The 21,819-nt window shown below is 64.1% G+C and carries 21 protein-coding genes and 1 pseudogene; 9 read left to right on the top strand and 13 right to left on the bottom strand.

Annotation, left to right across the window (positions count from 1 at the left end; translation table 11 throughout):
- The first annotated feature begins 19 nt into the window (after positions 1 to 19).
- From CV_RS24400 to CV_RS10320, 8 genes are all read left to right on the top strand, one after another.
- Positions 20 to 301 carry a CV_2116 domain-containing protein gene (locus tag CV_RS24400; RefSeq protein ID WP_370448035.1) on the top strand — a complete coding sequence of 94 codons (282 nt, stop codon included), beginning with the start codon at positions 20 to 22 and terminating at the stop codon, positions 299 to 301.
- A 52-nt stretch (positions 302 to 353) separates the two neighbouring features.
- Positions 354 to 698 carry a GPW/gp25 family protein gene (locus CV_RS10350; protein WP_043596021.1) on the top strand — a complete coding sequence of 115 codons (345 nt, stop codon included), beginning with the start codon at positions 354 to 356 and terminating at the stop codon, positions 696 to 698.
- Entirely contained in the window at positions 695 to 1,801 is a 1,107-nt protein-coding gene (locus tag CV_RS10345; protein WP_011135663.1) for a baseplate assembly protein, read from the top strand. The genes CV_RS10350 and CV_RS10345 overlap by 4 nt, the downstream gene beginning before the upstream one ends.
- Positions 1,794 to 2,456: a phage tail protein I gene (locus CV_RS22160; RefSeq protein ID WP_080508977.1), complete on the top strand. Its 663-nt coding sequence runs from the start codon at positions 1,794 to 1,796 to the stop codon at positions 2,454 to 2,456. The genes CV_RS10345 and CV_RS22160 overlap by 8 nt, the downstream gene beginning before the upstream one ends.
- Positions 2,453 to 3,169, top strand: a complete 717-nt coding sequence (locus tag CV_RS10335; RefSeq protein WP_011135662.1) for a phage tail protein — start codon at positions 2,453 to 2,455, stop codon at positions 3,167 to 3,169. Before CV_RS22160 ends, CV_RS10335 begins: the two co-directional genes overlap by 4 nt.
- Entirely contained in the window at positions 3,166 to 3,891 is a 726-nt protein-coding gene (locus CV_RS10330) for a hypothetical protein (RefSeq protein ID WP_011135661.1), read from the top strand. The genes CV_RS10335 and CV_RS10330 overlap by 4 nt, the downstream gene beginning before the upstream one ends.
- 9 nt (positions 3,892 to 3,900) lie before the next feature.
- Positions 3,901 to 4,134 carry a hypothetical protein gene (locus tag CV_RS10325; protein WP_011135660.1) on the top strand — a complete coding sequence of 78 codons (234 nt, stop codon included), beginning with the start codon at positions 3,901 to 3,903 and terminating at the stop codon, positions 4,132 to 4,134.
- 154 nt (positions 4,135 to 4,288) lie between these two features.
- Positions 4,289 to 5,065 (top strand): DNA adenine methylase, encoded by a 777-nt coding sequence (locus CV_RS10320; RefSeq protein ID WP_011135659.1) that lies wholly within the window; start codon positions 4,289 to 4,291, stop codon positions 5,063 to 5,065.
- Positions 5,066 to 5,195: 130 nt separating this feature from the next.
- On the opposite strand, the pseudogene CV_RS10315 reads toward CV_RS10320, so the two are convergent.
- The 9 genes and pseudogenes from CV_RS10315 to CV_RS10275 all read right to left on the bottom strand — a co-directional run.
- Positions 5,196 to 5,444 (bottom strand): annotated as a pseudogene (locus tag CV_RS10315) (DUF2269 family protein); the annotation flags it as partial.
- Positions 5,441 to 5,809 carry a DoxX-like family protein gene (locus CV_RS10310; RefSeq protein WP_011135657.1) on the bottom strand — a complete coding sequence of 123 codons (369 nt, stop codon included), beginning with the start codon at positions 5,807 to 5,809 and terminating at the stop codon, positions 5,441 to 5,443. The gene CV_RS10310 and the pseudogene CV_RS10315, both read right to left, overlap by 4 nt.
- The gene (locus CV_RS23800) at positions 5,806 to 6,639 is read right to left on the bottom strand and encodes a complex I NDUFA9 subunit family protein (RefSeq protein ID WP_011135656.1); all 834 of its coding nucleotides are present in this window, start codon (positions 6,637 to 6,639) and stop codon (positions 5,806 to 5,808) included. The genes CV_RS10310 and CV_RS23800 overlap by 4 nt, the downstream gene beginning before the upstream one ends.
- Positions 6,636 to 7,004 carry a hypothetical protein gene (locus tag CV_RS23795; RefSeq protein WP_011135655.1) on the bottom strand — a complete coding sequence of 123 codons (369 nt, stop codon included), beginning with the start codon at positions 7,002 to 7,004 and terminating at the stop codon, positions 6,636 to 6,638. The genes CV_RS23800 and CV_RS23795 overlap by 4 nt, the downstream gene beginning before the upstream one ends.
- A 134-nt stretch (positions 7,005 to 7,138) precedes the next feature.
- Positions 7,139 to 7,681, bottom strand: a complete 543-nt coding sequence (locus CV_RS10295; RefSeq protein WP_043596020.1) for a GbsR/MarR family transcriptional regulator — start codon at positions 7,679 to 7,681, stop codon at positions 7,139 to 7,141.
- Between the two features lie 87 nt (positions 7,682 to 7,768).
- Positions 7,769 to 8,845, bottom strand: coding sequence for a sulfotransferase family protein (locus tag CV_RS10290; RefSeq protein ID WP_011135653.1), 1,077 nt, complete (start codon positions 8,843 to 8,845; stop codon positions 7,769 to 7,771).
- Entirely contained in the window at positions 8,829 to 9,488 is a 660-nt protein-coding gene (gene cysC, locus CV_RS10285) for an adenylyl-sulfate kinase (RefSeq protein WP_011135652.1), read from the bottom strand. Before cysC ends, CV_RS10290 begins: the two co-directional genes overlap by 17 nt.
- Positions 9,489 to 9,702: 214 nt before the next feature.
- Complete coding sequence (locus CV_RS10280) at positions 9,703 to 11,520, bottom strand: DUF1302 domain-containing protein (protein WP_011135651.1); 1,818 nt, start codon at positions 11,518 to 11,520, stop codon at positions 9,703 to 9,705.
- A gap of 57 nt (positions 11,521 to 11,577) precedes the next feature.
- Positions 11,578 to 12,756, bottom strand: a complete 1,179-nt coding sequence (locus tag CV_RS10275; RefSeq protein ID WP_011135650.1) for a M20 aminoacylase family protein — start codon at positions 12,754 to 12,756, stop codon at positions 11,578 to 11,580.
- 285 nt (positions 12,757 to 13,041) lie between these two features.
- Here CV_RS10275 and CV_RS10270 point away from each other — a divergent pair, with 285 nt between their 5' ends.
- On the top strand, positions 13,042 to 14,103 hold the full coding sequence (locus tag CV_RS10270) for a GlxA family transcriptional regulator (protein WP_011135649.1): 1,062 nt from the start codon (positions 13,042 to 13,044) through the stop codon (positions 14,101 to 14,103).
- 27 nt (positions 14,104 to 14,130) lie between these two features.
- Here the strand turns inward: CV_RS10270 and CV_RS10265 are convergent, their stop codons facing one another.
- The 4 genes from CV_RS10265 to CV_RS10245 all read right to left on the bottom strand — a co-directional run bounded on the left by CV_RS10265 (position 14,131) and on the right by CV_RS10245 (position 21,727).
- Complete coding sequence (locus CV_RS10265) at positions 14,131 to 14,646, bottom strand: hypothetical protein (RefSeq protein WP_139791256.1); 516 nt, start codon at positions 14,644 to 14,646, stop codon at positions 14,131 to 14,133.
- 984 nt (positions 14,647 to 15,630) lie between these two features.
- Positions 15,631 to 17,073, bottom strand: coding sequence for a metalloprotease TldD (tldD, locus tag CV_RS10255; RefSeq protein ID WP_011135646.1), 1,443 nt, complete (start codon positions 17,071 to 17,073; stop codon positions 15,631 to 15,633).
- An 8-nt stretch (positions 17,074 to 17,081) separates the two neighbouring features.
- Complete coding sequence (locus CV_RS10250) at positions 17,082 to 17,891, bottom strand: carbon-nitrogen hydrolase family protein (RefSeq protein WP_011135645.1); 810 nt, start codon at positions 17,889 to 17,891, stop codon at positions 17,082 to 17,084.
- Positions 17,888 to 21,727 carry a YhdP family protein gene (locus tag CV_RS10245; protein ID WP_158303313.1) on the bottom strand — a complete coding sequence of 1,280 codons (3,840 nt, stop codon included), beginning with the start codon at positions 21,725 to 21,727 and terminating at the stop codon, positions 17,888 to 17,890. Before CV_RS10245 ends, CV_RS10250 begins: the two co-directional genes overlap by 4 nt.
- Between the last annotated feature and the right edge of the window lie 92 nt (positions 21,728 to 21,819).

Genomic DNA, 21,819 nt, shown 5'->3' with positions numbered 1-21,819 from the left:
GTCGTGACAACATAATGGGATGGTTTCCAACCCGACTCAAAAGGAGTCAAAAATGAATGTTGCTCACTACCGAGGGTACGAAATTGAACCCGGCCACCAATACCGCGACGATATTCGGAAATACGTCCCCTATGCCTTGATCCGGAAAGTTGGCGTTCCTGATCGGACGCCAATCCCTGCTACTTATCCGGAATTTTACGATCTGGAGGCGGACGCTGAAAGGGTAAGCATCGCGTGTGCCAAAATCATAATAGATAGCCACCTCGACAGGCATGATCAAGGGCTAGCTGACCTGGGGTAAGCATTAAACCCCTTTAAAGTTCACCTTCCGGTTCGTGCGGCAACATAGTCGCATGAACCGGCTATCTGACTCCCTTCACTGGCAACCCGCGCTAAATCGCCCCTATCTGGTCGAGGCCGAGGCGGACATCAACCAGTGCATCCGCATCATCCTGACCACACCCAAGGGCGGCGATCCGCATCGCCCGGAATTCGGTTCCGACATCCATCTGTATATCGACCACCCGGTCAGCCAAGCCGTGCCGCATGTGGTGCGCGAGGCGGTGGAGGCTATTCGGCAATGGGAGCCGCGCTGCCAGCTGGTGAAGGTGACGCCGTTGATCGACGGCGCCCGCATCATCCTCCGCGTGACCTGGCGCATAGCCGCAGGCGTGCGGGAAACGGAGGTGCGGCTGTGACACTGCCCGAACCCGACTTCATCGCGCGCGACCCTGCAGTCATCACGGCCGAGCTCATCGCTCAGTACGAGCAGATGAGCGGTAAGACGCTGTACCCGGCCCAGGTGGAGCGGCTGCTGATCGACCTGATGGCCTACCGCGAAACGCTGGTCCGTGTAGGCATTCAGGAAGCGGCCAAGCAGAACCTGGTGGCCTACGCCCGCGCGCCGATGCTGGACTACCTTGGCCAACTGGTGGGCGTCACCCGCCTACCGGCCCAGCCCGCCCGAGCTACGCTGCGTTTTACCTTGGATGCGCCGCTGGCCAGTCCGTTACCAATCCCGGCCGGCACCCGAGTGGAAAGCGGCGACGGTGTCGTGGCCTTCGCCACCGACGAGGCGGCAACGCTGCCTGCCGGCCGCACATCGCTTGAGATCGCCGCCACCTGCCAGGATGCCGGCAGCGCTGGCAACGGCTGGCAGCCTGGCCAGATCGTCAACCTGATGGACGACCTGGGCGACATGGACGTGGTGGTGACCAACACCGCGGTGACGGCAGGTGGCGTGGACGAAGAGGACGACGAACGGTTGCGCGAGCGCATCATGCTGGCGCCGGAGTCATTCTCCAATGCCGGCAGCCGCCAAGCCTACCGTTTCCACGCGCTGCGCGCGCACCAGAGCATTGTCGACGTGGCTGTACTGTCGCCCACGCCTGGCGTGGTCCAGCTCTACCCGCTGCTGAAAACCGGCTTGCCGGACGCCAACATGCTCGCTCTGGTGCAAGCCACCTGCTCGGCCGAGCGAGTACGGCCGCTGACTGATTATGTGGAGGCACTGGCGCCAACGGCTATCGACTACGCCATCGATGTCCGCCTAACGGTATACCCGGATGTGGATGGCAAGGCAGTGAAGACGCAAGCCCAGGAGCGGCTGCAGGCGTATGCCGCAGAGCGCGCTGGCGCGCTGGGACGCGATATTGTCCCCAGCCAGATCATTGCAGCCGTCCAGGTGCCAGGCGTGTACCAGGCAACAGTGGCCAGCCCTGGCTTGCAGCAGGTACCGGAGCATGGCTGGGCACGTTGCACGGGTGTCAGCGTGACGCTAGAGGGGGTGAGCCATGGTTGATCTGCCGCTGCCGCCCGCACTGGCCGGCGACGAGAGGATGCGCACACTTGCAGCATTGAGCGCCCGCATCAGCGCGGTCGAGCTGTCGCCGTTGCTGGTCTATCTGATCGACCAGGTCAGCCGCTCGGCGCTGCCCGTGCTGGCAGAGCAGTTTCATATGCAAGGCGATGAAGGCTGGCTGTTGGCTGCGGATGATGAACAACGGCGCCAGCTGCTCAAGCGCGCCATTGAATGGCATCGCTATAAAGGCACACGCTGGGCTTTGGATGAAATCTTCCGAGTGCTGGGCATAAACGTCGAACTGGTGGAGTGGTGGCAGCAAAAAAAGCCATCGGTAGTGCATACCTTCCGCCTGATCGCCTGGGCGAACGACAACCGCCGGTCGGGCCAGCCGCTCTTGAATGCCGAAATGTATCGCCGCCTGCAGCGCATGGTAGATCACACCAAACCAGGACGCAGCCATTACGAATTCCGGCTGGGCGCGGCATTTGACCAGGTGATGGTGATGGCCAGCGCCGGGCAGTCCCAGGCGGTGAAGCGGGACACGGCGCAATGCCAAGCCGCCCCCGCACAACCCATCAACCACCCCGTGCAGTTCGCCAGCGCTAACCGCGCCCAGGCCATGCTGCGCCTCACCCTGGAGGGCAAACGATGAGCGCCACACTCATCCCTCAAATGCTGGACGTGGGTCTGGCCGCGATTCAACTGGCCAGTTGCGACGGTGTTCGGCTGCGCGTTACTCACGTCGCACTGGGCGACGCCGGCTACACCCCCACGGCAGACCAAGTCGGCCTGCGTCACGAAATCGTCCGCTATCCCATCGCGGACGGCAAAACCGTCGGCCCCCGCCAGTTGCATCTAACGGCGCTGGCTGACGACAGCGCCGAGTTCTGGGTCCGCGAGGTCGGTTTCGTGCTGGAGAACGGCGCATTCCTGGCTGTATGGAGTGATCCGGCGCGCGCGCTGGCCTACAAGCAGGCAGGGCTGGAGCTCTTACTGGCCTACGACCTGACCCTGGCTGGCGTACCGCCAGATAGCGTGGTCGTGCAATCGACCGGCGCCGGGCTGAATCTGCATCTGGCCGAAGAACTGGCCAGCCTGGCCAGTGCCGTTGTCGCCGGCATGCAAGCCGATCTGCATCAGGACGCGCAGCTGACCGAGCACAACCGGGCTCTATCTGCGCTGCGCACCGATCTGGCCAAGCTGGGCGTGTACGCAGGTCGGCTGGACACCCAAACGGCACAGCGCTTCGAGCAACTGGCCGGCCAGCAGGCGGCCAAGCACGACAGTCTGCTGGAGATTCAGGTCGCCAGCGCGGCGGCCATCGTCGATTTGCAAAACTATTACCTGAAAGGAGCAGCTGTATGAGCCTGGAATCGAGTATCGCCGATCTTATCCGCGCCTCGACCGACCTGACCGGCACCGTGCGCGGCAAAAGCGCTGAGATCGACGGCAAAGTCGTGGCAAAGATCAATGAGATGGAGACATGGAAAGCCGACGCCCGCGGTGAGTATCCGGTTATCAACGTGTTCGAGAATAATCTGCTCTGGAACGGTGCGGCAGCCGGCGTCGAGAGTGGTAAGGCTGGCATGAGTGGTGTGGTGCCGGCGGGCTTTTATGCCTGGATCGCCAATGCCGAGATAGTTATCCAGGGAACGCGCCAGCTTGTGCCGGGTGAAAATGGCTTTACCTTGCCATTTTATTGCCCGGGACCAACTGTGCTGAGGATGAAATACATCCCTAAGCCCAATTCGATGGACATGAATAATGGGATGCCATATGCACCACTACCATTTGCGTGGGGCTATCCCATGCCGATTGCCGGGAATTATGTGACGCATGTTTTCTACGCTCGCCTGGTATCCGGTGCAGCCTCCGTAACCATTTCCAACGGCCAGGTCATCGATGACAAATGGCGCAAGATCATCGCCCGGCATGATGGAAACGATGGGCAGCGCGCGCACTGGTCTCCTGTCATGAACGACTTTACTACCACGCGTGAGTTGGAGTTCATGCTGCCGCACACCTATCTGGGCTGGATTCCGGACACATCTCTGCCGGTGTATGCCAGAGCCATCAAAGTACTCTAGGGAGACATCATGGACATTCAAATTACCGAAAAAATGCAAATGGATTTGAGTGCTGATCACGCTCGTGAACTGTGCACGCATCGTATTCGCGCCTATTACCCCGAGCACGTTCAACTCAACACCCTTATGTCTGGAAGTGACGCGGATCGCGCCAAAATGGCGGCATTCGTTTCTGCCTGCCGAGCCTGGAGCAACGGCGAGAAGCCCGACCCGGCCGAGCTCGAGAAGATCAAGCCGCAGTAATGGTAGACGACAGCGACCGGGCGAGTGCTACGAACACTCGCCCGGTCAGCTGACCCGCAGACGAGACCTGCAAGCCAACCCGAGGCTGCCTACCGTAGGCCTACGGTACTTACAAGCCTATCGGGATATTCCGCAATAGAAAAGAGCCTTGCAGATGTTACAAATCCCAGCATCTCCCATCGTGCCCTGGATTGGCGGCAAGCGCCGCTTGGCAAAACATATCCTGCCGCTGTTTCCTGAACACACGTGCTACGTGGAACCATTCTGTGGTGCCGCGGCGTTGTACTTCCTGAAGGAGCCTGCAAAAGCCGAAGTGCTGAACGACGTGAACGGGGAGCTCGTCAATCTGTACAGGGTTGTACGCCATCACTTAGAAGAGTTTGTGCGGCAGTTCAAATGGGCGCTCTCGTCACGGCAAATTTTCAAGTGGCTCCAGATCACACCGGAAGAGACGCTGACGGATATCCAAAGAGCTGCCAGGTTCTTTTACCTTCAACGGTTAGCGTTTGGAGGCAAGGTCGAGGGACAGACGCTCGGCACGTCGACCACCAGCCCGCCCCGGTTAAACCTGCTGCGCATGGAGGAAGACTTGTCGGCTGCGCATTTGAGGTTGTCCCGGACATATATCGAAAACCTGGACTGGGCAGACTGCATCAAGAAGTACGACCGTGAGCACACGCTGGTCTACTGCGATCCTCCGTATTGGGGTACCGAAGGATATGGTGTTGAGTTCGGACTGCATCAGTACCAGCGAATGGCTGAGTTGGCCAGGAGCATGAAGGGGAACATGATCATTTCGGTCAACGACATCCCGGAAATGCGACAGGCGTTCGATGGGCTGGCCATCGATAGGGTGGACATAAACTACAGCGTTGGAGGTGGCGGCCGCAGCAAGGAGAGGAAGGGCGAGCTGATCATCCGCAACTGGTGACAAGCTTCGTGAAACAGCAAAGGGGCCAAGAGGCCCCTTAAAATGCAATTCTGTTGCAGATGCTGCAAAATTGACCAATCCAATTTATCGCGCAAAATGGCGCTCAGTTTTCGCGCCGCGCTTCACAAACAATCCAGGATTGGCTCAATGGCCACCCCCCCTGATGCGCCAGCCACAAGCCAGACAAGGGCTGGAAAATCACCGCCGGCGTGGTGAACCACCAATCGGCCCGCACCACCAAGCGGGCCACCTCTGCCTGCGCCGCCACCTTGCCGCCGCGGTTGGCGAAGAACATGTAAAAGGCGGAGCCGAGTCCGGTGCCCACCATCAGTGTGGCGGACAGAATGTGCAGGGTCTTGACGATCAAATAGGCACTCATGATTTTTCCTCCCGATTGGCGCCCAGCCACAGCAGCATCGCCAGAATGGGCAAATTCTTGACCAGCGGCGCGAACGGATGCAGCCAGTTCTCCGGCAAGGCCACCGCCACCGCTGCGCTGTAAAACAACACGGTCAGCGCCTGCAGCCGCCACCCCAACGCCGAGGGCCGCCAGACGATCCAGACCGCGTACGCGACATCCAGCGCGCAGGAAAGCAGGAACAACGGCGCCAGCGCAGCCTGCGGCAAACCCAGCCGCGCCAACATGGCGATCGATTCGCTCCAAACCGTCAACGGCGGCTGCAAGCCGCTCCACAGCCACAGCGCGGCCAGGGACAGCTCCACCATTCGCCGCGAAACTTTCATGCGACCTCCCCGAATTGCCTGAACGACAGCGGCTGGCGGCCAAGCAGCGCGGCGAAAGCGGCCGGGTCCGCTGTCGAGCCCTGGCGCAGCATGCGCAAGCTGTCTCGATTCAACAGACTGCCGGGCCAGCATCCGCAAGCGGCGGCCAATCCGGCCGCCAGCCAAGCCGGCACAGGGCATAACCAGGCTGCGCCACCCACGCCCTGCAAACGCCTCAATTGCCGCAGATAATCGGCCAGAGACGCTTCCGCCGCTCCGACGAAGTCGATCACGCCGCGCGCATCGCCTTCGATCAAGCGCTGCAGCCCCTCGGCCACGTCGGCCGCCGCTACCGGCTGGATGCGTTGTCCGCCGCCTTCCGGCAACAGCCAGAATGGCAGGCGAGCCAGACGCAACAACAAGCGGCTGCTGGCGCCGTCCGCGCCGTATATCAACGAGGGCCGGGCGACGACAGCCTCCATGCCACAATCCAGCAGAGCGGCATCGCCTCTGCCCTTGCTGGACAGGAACGGCGCGCCGGCATGCGCTGCGGCGCCCAAGGCCGACAACTGCACCCAACGCCGGACGCCATGCGCCCTCGCCAATGCAGCCAGGCGCAATGGGCCGGCATGGTGAATGGCTTCGAACCCGCCGGCTCGCCCCTGCCGGAACGCGCCGGCCAGATTGGCGACGGCATCCACTCCATCCACCCAAGCCGCCCAGTCCTGATTCGGACGCGCCAGATCCAATTCGACGCGGGACGGGGCCGACAGCTCATGTCCCGCCTCGATCAGCCTGGCGGCCAGCCTCCGGCCGATAAACCCGTTGCCGCCCAGTAGCAATATCTTCATTGCGGCGCTCCGGCATGATCGGCGATGGCGGTTCCCGCCGCCTTGGGCCGGCTGAAAGCCACCTGGCGCCACACCAGCCGCACCAGCACCAACAGCTGCGCCACCACGCCGATCAGCGCCCACTTCAAGATTTCGCGTATATCCAGCCACAGGGAGGCCGACGCGTGCTCGGGCGCCAGCAGCAACACGGTCAACAATGGCGTGGCCAGTATCAGCAACAGAAAAGCCCGGCTCCAGAACGGCGTACCCTCTCCGCTCTCGCACAAGGCTAGCGTGACTTGCCGCAAGGGATCGGCCAGCAAAAACCAGCACAACAAGCCGCACAGCGCCGGCACCAGAATCATGACGATGATGAATCCGCTCATGGCAATCTCCTTTATTTCTGAAATTTCTGTCAAAACAGAAATTAATGGTCAAAAAAATCCTCATGCCAGCCAAGACGGCTGGCCATCGTTCGCATCCGCGCCAGCGCCCTCTCGGAACCCTGCACCTCAGCAGCTCACTCGTCGGCATCCGGCTTGCCCCGGCCCAGCAGCTTCTGGATGCCGGCGCCCATTTTCAGCACCTTGCTCAGCGTAGCCGTGGACAGGCGCAGCATTTCCCGCGTCCACGCGGTCAAGGTGTCCATGAATTGCCAGGTATTACGTATCCTTTGCTGCGCCAGCGGGCTCTCCAGCTTGAACTCAGGACTCTCCATGCATTCGCGCAGCACCTGCAGCGTCGGTTCGATCTCGCGCCGCTGCCGCTCGGCGACGATGATGCGGAACAGCTCCCACACGTCTCCCGAGGTTTCGAAATGATCGCGGCGGTCGCCGAGCACATGGACATTGCGGATCAGTTTCCAGCCTTGCAGCTCCTTCAGACTGTTGCTGACATTGGAGCGGGCGACGTTCAGCGTCTCCGCCAGCTCTTCCGCGCACATCGCGCGGCCGCTGATGAACAGTAAGGCGTGAATCTGGGCGACGGTGCGGTTGACGCCCCAGCGGGTGCCCATCTCGCCCCAGTGCAGTACGAATCTTTGGCTTACAGGTGTCAGTTCCATGATCTGGAAGATAGTAATTTCCGAAATTTCTGTCAATAGAGAAATTTACAAACAAAACAGGCCGTGCCCCCGCCATGCCCCCTTTCCCTAGCCGGCCAGCGCCACCTGCCTGGGCGCCCCGGCCAGCGGCTCTCTCTGCAGGCGCTGCCGCAGGCCGGCCAGGTAGTCCGCCCGGCATTGCCGCAGAATGTAGTCGCGATAATTCCGTTGCTTCAGATCATCCCACGCCTGCTGACGGCCTTGCCGCGAGCGCGCCTCCGCCTCGACGACCATGTTCTCGTCCAGCGGCAGCGCAGCCTCCGTCAGCAGCGTGTAGCCGTAGCGCTCCATATAAGGCCGGCAGGCGGTTTCTATGATCTCGATCTCGCGCATGGACAGCTGCTGCTTGAACTTGTCGGCATGAGCGATGATGGGTGGGAAGTGGTTGGACGACCACAGCGCCGAGCGTTGCGCGATCTGCGCCGCTTCGGCTGAGCTGCGGATGTCGAGCATCTGCGGCATGAAGGCGATGCCGAAGAAATCGCACACCTGGCGCAGCACCATCTGTTGATCGGTCAGGAAATCCTCGTAACGTATGGTCAGCACCTTGTCCGGATGCTCGGCCAGCAGACGGTCCGCCGCCTGGTAGGCGGCCAGCCAGGTGCGCGCGTTGAGGATGGTGTCGAAGTCATGGATGATGGCGCGGTTGATCGACGCCACCTGGGCGCGCGGATCACGCACCACGTTGAGGAAGCGCATCTGCGGAAACAGATCCAGCAGGTCCGCCGCGTAGTGGACATTGTCCAGCGACTTGTCCATCACCACCCGGGCGCGGTGGCGCTCGCCCGCTCGCAACAGAAGCTCCCAGGCCACCTTGTGCACGCTGCGCGGCTGGCCCGCCAGCGCTTCTAAGATTTCCACCGGATCGAATACCACGTCCGGCCACTTCACCATGCTGACCGCCTGCAACCCTACTACGTCCACTACCAGCTGAAAATAGTTGCGGTCTTCGGACAGGTCGCCGTAGAGCGGAAGCAAGGGCATGAAATCGACGATGTGCAGCGGATACGGCGAATAGAAGTCGGTATTGAAATTGAGCCGAAGCCTCAGCGCGTGGCTGCCGCAGCGCCGCAGCGGAATCATCAGCGCCGGCACAGGCCGGCTTTCCTCAGATATGGTATTCATGGCCGATGCCTCCCTCCATCGCCGCCGGGCTGCAACAGCGCAGCACCATGCCGAACAGCCTGTCCACGCATTCATCCACGCTCAGCGCGCTGGTGTCCAGCGCCAGCGCGGCCTGCTCGGGCGCTTCGTACGGCGAGGACACGCCGGTGAAATGGGCGATCTGTCCCGAGCGCGCCTTCGCGTACAGACCCTTGCAATCGCGCTGCTCGCACACCGCCAGCGGCGTGCTGACGTAAACCTCGGCGAAATGGCGTTCGCCGACGATGTCGCGCGCCATTTCGCGGTCGATGCGCAGCGGAGAAATGCAGGAACAGATCACGATCAGCCCGGCATCGTTCATCAGCCTCGCCACCTCGGCCACCCGGCGCAGATTTTCCCGGCGGTCGGCATCGGTGAAACCCAGGTTGCGGTTGATGCCGTGGCGCAGATTGTCCCCGTCCAGCACCACGGCGGAGAAACCGCCGCGCACCAGCCTCGCCTCCAGTTCATAGGCGATGGTGGACTTGCCCGCGCCGCTCAGCCCGGTCAGCCAGATGGTCACCGCCGCATGGCCGAAAAGCCGCTGCCGGTCCACCAGGCGGATCCGCCCTCCGGTGCGAAAAACATTGGCGGGCACGCCCGCCTGAATGGAAACCTCGCCCATCTGCCGCCCTCCCCGGTGATCGCGCTCGCGCGCCCAAGGGAACCCCCGGCGCCGCGGCAATCACATATCCGGACAATCTGGTCATAGCGCCTAACAGAGGGTGGAATCCAGCATAAAAAACCGGCCTAGTATTTGCACGGATCATTCAATGCATATTGAAGATAAGCTGACCATTCAATTTGATTAACTTGCAGGCCTGCCTGAATCTGGCGCATCAGAACTTGATGCCGGCGCTGACCATCGCCAGGCTGCGGTCCTGCAGGGTGTTGTAATCGCCCCCGGCCGTTTTCAGATACAGCAGCTCGAACTGATAGCGCTTCCTGTATTCCGCCTGCAGCCGCCACAGCGCGCTGCGCCGCCCCTCCATGAACTGCCCATCGTGGGAATAGCCCTTGACGTCGTAGGCCAGCGCCAGCGACGGCATCAAATCCAGACCGGGCAGCGCGCCGTAATAATGCTGTTCCAGCTTGGCGCGCCAGCCCCAGGCGTTGGCGGTCACGAAGCCGTCCAGCGCGCAGCTCGGACCCGAGCCGTTACAGGAGGGAGAGGACGCGCTGGGCGCCTGGCCGAAACCGACGCGGCCGTAGCGCATCGCGTAGGCGTCCGGCAGCCCGGACAGATGCTTGACGGCCGCCTCGGCCGACAGCCTGGCCTCCCCGCCCAACCAGCGTCCCAGCGCCTTGGACGCGCCCAGGTTGAACTGGCTGCTGCCGAAGGTGTCGTAGCCGCGCGCCAGATAGCCGGACGGCGTCGCGGCCAGATACCCCAGCGGTCCGGTTCCGGCCAGCACGCCGTACAGGAAGTCGGCGCCGTTCCACGCCACCGGCTGGTTGGGCCGATAGGTGAACTCGCTGTACACCCCGGTGCCATCCGGCAAACGGGTGCGGAAATTCACCCCGTACATGTGGATATTGTCCGGATAAGCGCGCAAGAACTGGCCGGCGATGCCGACAGGAATGGCCTTGCCCTGATTGGCCGCGGCAGGCAGGAAAATTCCGGGACCGGAGCGCATCATCTGGTTGAAGCTCATCATGCTGGTCTGGTTGGAATAGAACAGTCCCAGCAGGCCGATATTGTCGAACAGATAACTGAGGCTGAATCCGAACTCGCCGCCATACGGCCTGTCGTCCGGCGCCCGCCGGATGTAGTCCAGCGGATTCGCAAGCGACTGCTGGTCGGTGGTGACGACATTGCGTCGAAGCAACTTGCTGAGCAGCGTGCCGTTCAGCGTCAGCGCGTCGCAGCCGGGCTGGGCGTAGTCGCTGCCGGAATAGAAAGTGCCGCAGGCCGGATAGGCGTTGGGCGCGAACTTGAACTGGTAATACCCATCCACCGTCAGCTTGGGCGTGGCCTTCAGCTTGGCATAGAAGGCCGGCGTCGGAATATTGACCATTTCCGGGATGGTGCCGGAGCGGCCCAGCGCGTTGAAATCCATCGCATTCACCTGCTGGATGCCGCCCAGTATCGTGGTGGGCGTGATCCAGGGGATCACTTGCTGTCCCATCCGCAGCAGCAGCGAGGCATCGCCCAGGCGGTAATCGCCGTAGACGTAGGCATCGTCCAGCGCCGCGCCGCTGAAGCGCCCCAGCTGGGTGAACTTGTCGTCGCTCAGCGGCGCGCCTGGGACGTAGCGGTTGGGCGCGTGTCCGTGCGGCACCGGGCGGTGGATCAGGCCGTAGTCGTACCAGGCCTTGGCGCTGACGAACACGCCGCCGTCTCCGCGACGCAGGTCGCCCTGCGCATAGCCCTGCCACGATTCGGACACCAGGTCGCCGCGCCGGTAGTTGAGATCGCCGTCGTTCTGAGCATCCATCGCATTGGCATGGCTGGTGAACGCGTCGTTGGGATTTTCCGTCCGGTACACGCTGCCTATCGCCATCGCCCCCTTGGTCTCCAGCTTCCAGCTACCCAGATCGAAACGGTGCCCGTCTCCCAAGCCGGAAGGCAGGGTGCTGACCGTGATCTCCCCCGCGTGTCCTGCGCCGGCCAGCAGCATCAGCAGCAGAGGTTCGCATCTGCGGATCTTCTTCATCTGACCATCTCCCCATTCTTATCATCGTCGCGGCGCCCCCGGCGCCGCGCTGCCCTGCTAACGCAGAAATGCTTCGGCCAGCTTTACCCAGTAACTGGCCCCGAGACTGAGGATCTCGTCGTTGAAGTCGTACCCGGGGTTATGAATCATGCAGCCGCCCTTGCTGCCCACGCCATTGCCCAGCACCACGTAGCAGCCAGGCACCTTTTCCAGCATCCAGGAGAAATCGTCTCCTCCCATCGCGCCGGCCGGCAGCGGCACGATGGCCTGCGCTCCGACCATGCCCTCCGCCACCTCCCTGGCGATGCGCGTTTCTTCCGGCGTATTGACCAGCACCCGCGTCACCGGCGTCCATTCGATCTCAGCCCCCACGCCGAAGCTCTGCGCCTGCAGGCTGACCAACTCGCGCAGCCGGCCTTCTATCTGCTGCTGGATGGCGGGGCTGTAGGTACGCACCGTCAGCTCCAGCCGAGCGCAGTCGGGAATCACGTTGCTGGCGCTGCCCGCCTGCGCGGAGCCGATGGAGACCACCGCCGGCTGGTCCGGCGGCAGGTTACGCGACACGATGGTCTGCAAAGACAGGATGATGGAGGCCATCGCCACGATGGGATCTACGCAGGTGTGAGGCATGCCGCCATGGCCACCCTTGCCGGTCAACTTGATGCTGACGATGTCGGCCGATGCCGCCAGCACGCCTGGCTGGACGATGAAGCTGCCTACCGGCAGCGTGGGACCGTTGTGCAATGCGAACACCGCGTCGCAGGGAAAGCGTTCGAACAGGCCCTCGGCCATCATGCGCGCCGCGCCGCCCTGTCCTTCTTCCGCCGGCTGGAAAATGAGATTCAGCGTGCCGTCGAACTGCCGGGTCTCCGCCAGATGGCGCGCCGCCGCCAGCAGGATGGCGGTATGGCCATCGTGGCCGCAGGCGTGCATCTTGCCAGGCAGCTTGCTGGCGTAAGGCAACCCGGTTTCCTCATGTATCGGCAAAGCATCCATGTCGGCGCGTATGCCCAGCCGGCGCTCGCCCGTACCGCAACGCAGCCGTCCCACCACGCCGGTGCCTCCGATTCCAGCGGCTACCTCATAACCCCAGGCCCGCAACGACTCTGCCACCAGCTTGCTGGTGGAAACCTCCTCGAAACCCAGCTCGGGGTGCGCGTGGATGCTGTGCCGGATGGCGATGAACTGCTCTTCGTGCTGTTGGATGGCGGGGATGACCCCTGGCAGATTGGACATGCGTCGGCTCCGTTTCCATGCGGTGGGAAGGACGGCGTCGCAACGGGCTGACCAGTCGGGACGCCGCTTTGATCCCAGTCTATGAAGGACGGACGCGGCGATAAGGAGCGAGAATCGCCATTCGCCAAGCCGATTTGGCCAGGCATCGAATCGAGCGGACTTGACAAACATCAAGACGCCGAAAAGACATTCGGCATAGTAAATCAAAATATGAAATGCATTTGAACTTGATTTTACGAGCCGATTTCGCCAAGGTTAAAGCGGATACCGCCAGGGCAGACTGCCATGAACGCCTGCATAGACCTGCTTTGCCTGCCGAATTGCCTCGCCGGAACGCTGTTTTCCGCGATAGACGTGCTGCATGCCGCCAACAAACTGTGGCATCTGCGCCACCCTCGCAGCAAAACTCCGCCATTCAGCTGGCGGCTGCTGGACAGCGACGGCGAGGAGCTGCCCCTGCCGGCATGGCTGCCCGCCTCCCCCGCTCGTCCTCAGGCCGCGCTCTCCGCGCTGCTGGTGCCCGGCCTGGACATGGATAGCGTTCCTCAGTTGAAGCAACTGCTGGATCAATCCGGCAAAGCGCAGCAAATGATCGCCCGCCGCCATGCCGCGGGCGACGTCATCGCCACCAATTACAACGGCGCGGCCTTGCTGGCCCGCGCCGGCATCCTGGACGGACGCAACGCCACCATCAGCTGGATGATCGCCGGCTGGTTCTCCAGCAATCATCCGCGAGTGCATCTGCTGATGGACAGGCCGGTCACCCAGGATCACGGCATCTATTGCAGCGGCGCGCCAGCCTCCTCCACCGAGCTGCTGCTGGAGTTGGTCCGACATTTTGCCGGAGACGAGCTGGCGCAGCGCTGTACCAACGGCCTGTTGTACCTGCCGGCGCGTTTCGAACAATCGGCGCAGACGCTGCCGGCGCTGAGCACGCCAACCCGCGACAGCGTGGTGTTCAAGGCCCGCCGTTGGCTGGAACAGCATGTCGCCGAACCTTACAGCCTGGATCTGGCAGCCGCGGCGGCGGCCGTCAGCAGCCGTACCCTGCTGCGCCATTTCCGCGAGGTGGCGGACATGACGCCGCTGGATTATCTGCACAAGCTGAGGGTGGAGCGCGCCAAACTGCTGCTGGAAGTCACCACGCTCGATCTGGCCGGCATCATGGAGCAGTGCGGCTACGACGACCCAAGCGCCTTCCGCCGGCTGTTCCGAAGGCAGACCGGGCTGACGCCCACCGCCTACCGCCGCGCATACGCGCTGCGCGCCTCGCGCCAGCGCTGGCGCGCGCACGACTCGATACCGCAACAGCCGGAGGCTCGCCAAAGCGGCGCCGCATGCGCCTGACGCCGCTGGAATACTCCTGGATTGCGCTCAGGGCGTCACATGCATGTACGGGGTGGTCGTCAGCGTGGCGGAAATCGCGCAGCCGCCGGCCAGCGGCGCGGCGGACAGGGAGATCGTGGTCTCGCTGCCGCTGTCGGCTATCTGTCCGCCCACCAGGCTCGGGCCGCACTGCCCGCCCAGAATGGGCGTGTTGACGTTGACCATCACCTGGTCGATCGTCAGCCGGTTGAGCGAGGTCACTTTCCCCACCCACGGGGTAGCCGGCGTGGCGCTGGCCTTGATCATCCGGCACACCGGAATGCCTTTGAACGCGGCGCTGGTGATCAGGATGTTGCCGGCGCCGTCCACCGTGCCGCTGAACACCGCGGTGCAATCGACGTCCACGCCCGACTTGCCGACCACAGCCGGCCCCACCGCGGAGAAGGGGATCGGCGCGCCGCCAGCGCCTGGCGGCGTGATGGTGACCGCGCCCGCGGTCGAGGGTATGCCCAATGCCAGCGCGCACGCGCCGGCCGCCAGAATCATGTTATGCATCTTGCTCATCACGTAGTCCAATCTTGTTTTGGTTGAGACGCGGCCCTTCTGCTGCCAAAGCCGCCCGATCAGCCTAAGATGACGAGATCATCATTTTTTTGACCAGGATCAGATTCGCCCCCTCCTGGCCGAACAAGCCTGTCTTTAAGAATGAATCGATTCAAAGCTTGCCCCCCATGCCCGGCCACAAGAATGCCGAAAGCATGAAGATTTTCCAAAACCATCGCCACCGCGGCCTGCCCAAAGGAGCCGCAAGGCGCCTTATTTCATTTGTCGCGCGCTCAGCGCCTATCCAGAAAGGAAAGCAATGAACATGATCCGAGACACCGACATCGTCAGCGGCCGCGAGGCCGCCGCTCTTCGTCAACTGGAGAGCCGTTTCCGGAGCCGGCTTCATTGACGCGGGCGCGTAAGAAGCCATTCTCCCCGCTTATGGGGACAGGACACTTTCGGCTCCAAGGCCGGCGGCAGCGGGATACTGGGGCAGATGTGGGCTTTCCCTGACCGCCAGGGCCGCGCCTGCTGCCTGATGCCGGAAGCCAGCGCGCTGTTTCAGGGAAGAGCCACTGAATTTCTGGATGGCCGGCGCGAAGCCAAATTCTTCTACGTCGCGCGCGGTTACCGTTATGAGCGGCCGCAAGCCGGCCGTTATCGGGAATTCACCCCACTGGGCTTCGAATATCTGAGTGATGACCTGGCTGCCGGCCAGCCGCATGAGCCGGCAGCTCTGCCAGGGTTTTCTGGACAGCCTGGGGCTGCGCTATCCGCTCGACAGCGCGGCTCGGCGCGGACTCAGCTGCTACCTGAACGGCGAGGGATTCGAAATGCGCGTGCCGGAAATGGGCGCGCAGAAACAGGGATGGGCGGCGGCGCCTACGCGAAGGCGCGGGCTTCGGCATTGGCCTGGACAGGCTGGCGCTCGCGCTCGAGACGCAAGGCATCCCGCTTTGATGTGAAACGGCCGGGCTGCTGCCCGGCCGCGGCAGACAACAATCAGCCGCCCGTGCCGCCGACGGTCAGCCCGCCGTCTATGCGCAGCGTCGGCTGGCCGACGCCGACCGGCACGCTTTGCCCTTCCTTGCCGCACACGCCCACGCCCTGGTCCAGGGCCAGGTCGTTGCCTATCATCGACACGTAGTTCAGCACCTCGGGGCCGCTGCCGATCAGCGTGGCGCCCTTGACCGGGTAGGTCAGCTTGCCATTTTCGATGCGCCAGGCTTCCGACGCCGAGAACACGAACTTGCCGCTGGTGATGTCCACCTGCCCGCCGCCGAAATTCACCGCGTACAGGCCATCCTTGACCGAGGCGATGATTTCCTGCGGATCGCGCTCGCCGGCCAGCATGTAGGTATTGGTCATCCGCGGCATCGGAATGCTGGCGTACGACTCGCGGCGGCCGTTACCGGTGGGCGCCACCTGCATCAGCCGCGAATTCATCGCGTCCTGCATATAGCCCTTGAGGATGCCGTCCTCGATCAGCACGGTGCGCTGGGTGGCGTTGCCCTCGTCGTCGATGGCCAGCGCGCCGCGGCGGCCGCCCATCACGCCATCGTCCACCACCGTCACGCCCGGCGCCGCCACGCGTTCGCCCATCTTGCCGGAGAAGGCCGAGGTGCCCTTGCGGTTGAAATCGCCTTCCAGGCCATGGCCGATCGCCTCGTGCAGCAGCACGCCCGGCCAGCCCGGCCCCAGCACCACGGTCATCTGGCCCGCCGGCGCCGGGCGGGATTCCAGATTCACCAGCGCCTGCTTGACCGCCTCGCGCACATAGCGTTCCACCACCGCGTCGTCGAAATAGGCGAGGTCGAAGCGGCCGCCGCCGCCGGACGCGCCCTGCTCGCGGCGGCCGTTCTGTTCGGCGATCACCGACACCGACATCCGCACCAGCGGCCTCACGTCGGCGGCGCGCACGCCGTCATGGCGCGCGACGTAGACCACGTCGTACTCCATCGCCAGGCCGGCCATCACCTGAATCACGCGCGGGTCTATCGCCTTGGCCAGCTTTTCCACCTTTTCCAGCAGCGCCACCTTGGCGGCGGCCTCCAGGCTGTGACAGGGGTCGATGGCCGGGTACAGCGACTGCGGCCTGCGCTTTTCCACCGCGCCGGCGCTGCCGTCGCCGCCGGCATTGCCGATCGCGCGCACCGCCTCGGCCGCGCGGGTGAGCGCATCCTGGTTGATGGCGTCGGAATAGGCGAAGGCCGTCTTGTCTCCGGCGACGGCGCGCACGCCGACACCCTGATCGATGCTGAAGCTGCCGGACTTGACGATGCCCTCTTCCAGATGCCAGCCCTCGTTGCGGGTGTACTGGAAGTAAAGGTCGGCGTAGTCAACGGCGTGATGGCGCATATGCGACAGCGTGCGCTCCAGCGCGGCCTCGTCCAGGCCGTAGGGCTTGAGCAGCAGTTCGTCTGCGATGGTGAAGGCGTCTTGCATATTCTCTTTCAGCGTATGACCCGGTGCGCCAGAGCCGGCAGGCGGCTCCGCACCGAATCCGTCCATTCGGGATCGATCTCGGCGGTGATGACGCCCTCGCCGCTCGGCAGTTCGGCGAGAATGCGCCCCCACGGGTCGATGATCATCGAGTGGCCGTGCGTCTGCCGGCCGTTTTCATGCCTTCCGCCCTGCGCGGAGGCAATCAGGTAACACTGGTTTTCTATTGCCCGGGCCCGCAGCAGCGGCTCCCAGTGCGCTTCGCCGGTGGTGGCGGTGAAGGCCGCCGGCAAGATCAGCAGGTCGACCGGCGCCAGCATGCGGAACAGCTCCGGGAAGCGCAGGTCGTAGCAGATGCCGAAAGCGATGTCGCCCAGCGGCGTTTCCGCCTTGGTCGGCGTCACGCCCGGGCGTATGGTGTTGGACTCGCAATAACTTTCTCCCTGGCCGGTGAAACCGAACAGGTGGATCTTGTCGTAGCGGGCCGCCACCTCTCCCTGCGGATTGTAGAGCAGGCTGCTGTTGAACACCTTGCCCTCTTCCTCGCAGACAAGCGGCACGGTGCCGCCCAGCAGCCACAGGCCATGGCGGCGCGCCATCTCCGACAGCGCCTGCTGGATGGGGCCGCCGCCGAACGGTTCGCGGATGGCTACCTTGTCGGTTTCCTTCGCGCCCATCAGGCAAAAATACTCCGGCAACACCGCCAGGCCGGCGCCGCGCGCGGCGGCCTCTCCCAGCAGCTGGTCGGCGCGGGCCAGGTTGGCCTCCAGGCCGCAACCGGAAACCATCTGCACGGCTGCGGCGACAAACTTCTGCTTCATGGCTTCTTCCCCTTGATCTGGACCGGATCGCCGACGTTCACCCGCTTCACCTGCGGATCCTTCAACGAACCGCTCACCTCGTACTCAAGCGACAATATCTTGCCCACCGGGTCTTGCAGCACTTTCTGCGCGGCCAGCGTGGCGATGCCCACCACCGGATTGAGCAGAGCCGCGCCCGCCGCCAGCGCCACGCTCTCGGCCACGTGCGGCACCACTTTCACCTTCAGCGCCTGCGTCTCGCTCGCCAGGTCCACGCTGCCTGCGATATTGACCTCGGCCGACGGACTCTTCATCTCCACCCTGTCAGACCGGAAGACGCCATCATGCACGCTGGCCTTCCCCTGCAGGGTATCAAAGGCGAAGCCGTCGCTGAAGACGTCGGTGAAATCCAGACGTATCCGACGAGGCAAGGATTGCAAGCTGAGCGCGCCCAGCAGCCGCGCCGCGCCGGGGTCCACCTTGGCGAAACGGCCGTTCTTGAAATCGAGCTCCATCTGTCCGGACAGATGGGCGGCGTCCAGATCGCTCAAGCCGCCCGGCCAGCTCAGCTGCCCCGACAGCCGGCCCTGCCCGTTGCGGAACACGTCGCCCTGCCCGAAACGGGCCAGCAGCTTGCCGGCATTGGCCACGTCCAGCGAGAAGCGGCTGTCGACGCGGCCGGCGCCCTGCTCGTCCACCTGCACGCTGCCGGTCAGCGTGCCCTCCGGCGCGGCCAGCTTCAGCGGATCCATGCGCCAGACGCTGCCGCTGCGGCGCGCCATCATGTCCACCTGGCCGATGCTGCGGTTTTGCAGCAGCAACTCGCCGATATGCACCTTCATCGCCGGCAGTTGCTGTTTCAGCGACGATGGCGCCGACCCGCCTTCCGCGCGCAGCGGCCAGCTGAGCGCCAGCCGGCTCAGGTCGGCTTGCAGTTGGCCGGCGCCGTCTGCCAGGTAGTCGATCTGCCCTATCGCCTCGCGCGAACGCAGCTGCGCGCTCCATTGCGCGCCTTGTCCTCTATGTGACACCTTGGCGCTGACTTGGTGCAGCGAGAAGCCCGCGGCGGACAATTCCGGCGTATCCACATCCACCGTCAATGGCGCGTTGCCATGCGCCCCATCCTTGCCGCCATCCAGCCGCGAGACCCAGGGCAGCCACTCGTCGAGATCGATGCGCGGCTGCTGCAGCCGCAAGGCCAGCCCGTTCGCGGGAAGCTCGCCGGGCTGGCGCCCGATGCCCAAAGCGCCGGATTGCAGCTCGCCGTCCTCGCCCAGCCGCAGGCGCCCGGCCAGCGCATCCGCCAGCTGGAATTCCAGCCTCATCGCGCCGGGAAAGCGCGGCGGCGCCGGCCTCAGCTGCAACTGCAGCGGCTGAGCGGCGGCGGCCGGCTTGCCGAACGGCTTGGGCGCGTCCAGCGACAAACCCTGCAGGCTGGACGACAGCAGCAGGCTCTCCAGCCCGTCCCGGATCACGAACTGCCCTTCGAAACGGGAATGCCCGCCGGCCAGGGGGGCGAGCGGCGGCAGGTATTGCTGCAGCAGCGTCCTGCCGTCCGCGTCGCCGGAAACATCGAAGCGCATTCTCTTGTCGGCGCCGGTATGGGCGGTCAGGCGGAAGGGGCCGCCGAAAGCCTTCAGCTGCAAGCCCTTGCTGTCCACGCCGCGCTCGGTGAAAGTCAGCCGGCCCTGCACCGCATCCAGCTCCGGCAAGGGCAAGCCGCCCAGTCTCAACACATTGCGCTGGAAATCCAGATCGCCGCGCACACGGGTGGAATCCTTGCCAGCCAGCGGCACCTCCAGCTTCAGCTTCAAGGACGCCGGGCCGCCGGCGCGGATGCGCCCGGTGAAGCCGCCCAGCATGCCATCCACGGGACTCTTGACGGTGAACGCCAGCATCCGGTCCAGCCTGTCCTCTACCTGGCCGTCTATCTTCAGCCAGGGCACGTCGGCGCCCAGCTGGTCGATAACCGCCGTCACCTGCCTCAAGGGCACGCCCACCGTGCTCGCCCGCTGCGCCAGCACCTGCATGCCCTCATTGTGGAAGCGCAGCCTGGCGTCGATGTCGTCTATCGTGGGCCAGCCTTGCTGATACGACAGCCGCGCTTTTTCGATGTCGGCCTCGACCAGGAACTCGCCGTCCTTGCCGCCGGGAAAGGGGAATTGGTCCAGATTGCCCGCCAGCTTCATTCTCACGTTGCGCGCGATGCCGTCCTGCAGCCCCTGCCGCAGCCAGCTGGAGGTATGTTCGCCGACATGGCGCGGCAGATAGGCCGCCACGCGGGCCGCCTTGATCTGCGCGATGCCGGCGCTCAGGTCCACGCTGCCCGCGCCTTCTCCCGAACGGCGGTAACTGCCGCTCAGCTCCCCGCTCAAATCGGCATTGGCGAACGCCACCTTGCGCAACGCGATGTCCAGTTTCGATCCCTGCTGCTTCCAGCTTACGTCTGCAGACAGATGGTCAAAGGGCAGCGCCTGGGCGAAAACCGCCGGATAAACGACCTCGGCCTTGCCGGTATCCAGCGCCAGCCGTCCGCCGGTCTCGCTGAACTCGATGCGCCCGGCGGCGCCGGCGACGCCGGGCAGATCGGCGAACGGCTGCCAGCCCAGCGCCTCGAAACGGCTCTTCACGGAAAAGCTGGCTGGCGACTCCACCGGCCCCTTCCAGGCCAGGGTCACGTCGTGCAGCGCCCCGCGCGGCGAAAAGCGCGCGAACAGCGGATTGGCATCCACGCCCAGCGCGTGGATGAAGGGCGTCAAGTGGCCGACATCGACGTTGTCCAGCGTCAGTTCCCCGCCGCCCTTGGCTCCTGGCTGCCATTGCCCCTTGATCGACGATTTGTCGAAGGCGAGGCCGGTCGAACTGGCCAAGGTCAGCTCGCTGGCGGCTATCTTGTAGCTGCCGCTGAACTGCCTGTCCAGCTGCAGCTTGCCCTGCAGCTGCGGCAGCACCAGTTCGCGCGCGCTGGGCGGCGTATAGGCGGCGTCGCGCACGCTGACGTCGGCCTGCAGGCTGCTGACGCTGCCGTCGGAGAATGACATCTCCAGCGTGCCGTCGCCCTCCCCCCGATGCAGCACGCCCATTTCGCGCATATAGCGCGACCAGATGTCGGCGCGCGCGCCGTTGAGCGCCACCTTGACCGAGCCCGACCATTGCGGCCAGCCGTTGATATCGTCGCCGCGCCAGTTGGCGCTCAACTGGAAGCCCTTGCCCAGCGTGGCCGCCGGCACGCCGGACAGCTGCACTCTGTGCCCAAGCAGATTGCGCTCCAGCGTCAGCGATCCCTGCCGCAAGTCCAGCCGCGGCAGGCCCAGCCTCTCGTCCTCCCAGCTCAAGCGCGCATTGCGGATCTCCAGCGAGGGTTGCCGCAGCAGCCAGTTGCCCAGGGCGTTGTCGCTCGACGGGCCGCTGGTCAGATCGAAACCGTTCAGATAGATGGTGCCGCCCACGCTGCGGCGCAGCTCCACCGCCGGGCCGTCGACGCGCATGGCCAGACGCACCTCCCAGGACCACAGCGAAGTCCAGGACGGCTGCACCGTGACGCGGCTGAGCGTCAGCGCCTGCCCCGACACGGGATTGGCGATGGATACGCCTGACAGCTCGAATTGGGGCGCCACATCCTGCCAGTGGCCGCTCAGGCGGCTGATGCTGACGCGGTGGCCGAGCGCGCCGGACAGGCTCTGCTCCAGCCGCGGGCGGTATTGATCGAGATTGGGCAGCAGCCAGAACGTGAAGGCCGCGAACGCGGCGGACACCAGCGCGCAGGCCGTGAACAGCGACACGGCCAGCACCAGCAGGCTGCGCTTGAGCACGCGCAGGACGTGGATATGGGACAACGGCGACGAGGGCTTTTTCAACAATGGCAAACCGTTACAATGGCGTTAGGAAAAACACGGCGCGAAACCGGCCGCAGCCGCCCCCGGCGCGGTGGGCCGCGCCAAGCCGTCCG

The sequence above is a fragment of the Chromobacterium violaceum ATCC 12472 genome (genome assembly GCF_000007705.1).
Taxonomy (GTDB): Bacteria; Pseudomonadota; Gammaproteobacteria; order Burkholderiales; family Chromobacteriaceae; genus Chromobacterium; species Chromobacterium violaceum.
The sequence above is the reverse complement of the archived record's forward strand: the minus strand, read 5'-3'. Positions and strand labels throughout refer to the sequence as shown.

Coding starts and splice junctions, on each gene's coding strand:
- CV_RS10350 (WP_043596021.1), top strand. CDS start 354: ATGAACCGGCTATCTGACTCCCTTCACTGGCAACCCGCGCTAAATCGC.
- CV_RS10335 (WP_011135662.1), top strand. CDS start 2,453: ATGAGCGCCACACTCATCCCTCAAATGCTGGACGTGGGTCTGGCCGCG.
- tldD (WP_011135646.1), bottom strand. CDS start 17,073: ATGCAAGACGCCTTCACCATCGCAGACGAACTGCTGCTCAAGCCCTAC.
- CV_RS10265 (WP_139791256.1), bottom strand. CDS start 14,646: ATGAGCAAGATGCATAACATGATTCTGGCGGCCGGCGCGTGCGCGCTG.
- CV_RS10295 (WP_043596020.1), bottom strand. CDS start 7,681: ATGGAACTGACACCTGTAAGCCAAAGATTCGTACTGCACTGGGGCGAG.
- CV_RS10290 (WP_011135653.1), bottom strand. CDS start 8,845: ATGAATACCATATCTGAGGAAAGCCGGCCTGTGCCGGCGCTGATGATT.
- cysC (WP_011135652.1), bottom strand. CDS start 9,488: ATGGGCGAGGTTTCCATTCAGGCGGGCGTGCCCGCCAATGTTTTTCGC.
- CV_RS10310 (WP_011135657.1), bottom strand. CDS start 5,809: ATGAAAGTTTCGCGGCGAATGGTGGAGCTGTCCCTGGCCGCGCTGTGG.
- CV_RS10250 (WP_011135645.1), bottom strand. CDS start 17,891: ATGAAGCAGAAGTTTGTCGCCGCAGCCGTGCAGATGGTTTCCGGTTGC.
- CV_RS10275 (WP_011135650.1), bottom strand. CDS start 12,756: ATGTCCAATCTGCCAGGGGTCATCCCCGCCATCCAACAGCACGAAGAG.
- CV_RS10280 (WP_011135651.1), bottom strand. CDS start 11,520: ATGAAGAAGATCCGCAGATGCGAACCTCTGCTGCTGATGCTGCTGGCC.
- CV_RS24400 (WP_370448035.1), top strand. CDS start 20: ATGGTTTCCAACCCGACTCAAAAGGAGTCAAAAATGAATGTTGCTCAC.
- CV_RS10330 (WP_011135661.1), top strand. CDS start 3,166: ATGAGCCTGGAATCGAGTATCGCCGATCTTATCCGCGCCTCGACCGAC.
- CV_RS23800 (WP_011135656.1), bottom strand. CDS start 6,639: ATGAAGATATTGCTACTGGGCGGCAACGGGTTTATCGGCCGGAGGCTG.
- CV_RS23795 (WP_011135655.1), bottom strand. CDS start 7,004: ATGAGCGGATTCATCATCGTCATGATTCTGGTGCCGGCGCTGTGCGGC.
- CV_RS10325 (WP_011135660.1), top strand. CDS start 3,901: ATGGACATTCAAATTACCGAAAAAATGCAAATGGATTTGAGTGCTGAT.
- CV_RS22160 (WP_080508977.1), top strand. CDS start 1,794: ATGGTTGATCTGCCGCTGCCGCCCGCACTGGCCGGCGACGAGAGGATG.
- CV_RS10320 (WP_011135659.1), top strand. CDS start 4,289: ATGTTACAAATCCCAGCATCTCCCATCGTGCCCTGGATTGGCGGCAAG.
- CV_RS10270 (WP_011135649.1), top strand. CDS start 13,042: ATGAACGCCTGCATAGACCTGCTTTGCCTGCCGAATTGCCTCGCCGGA.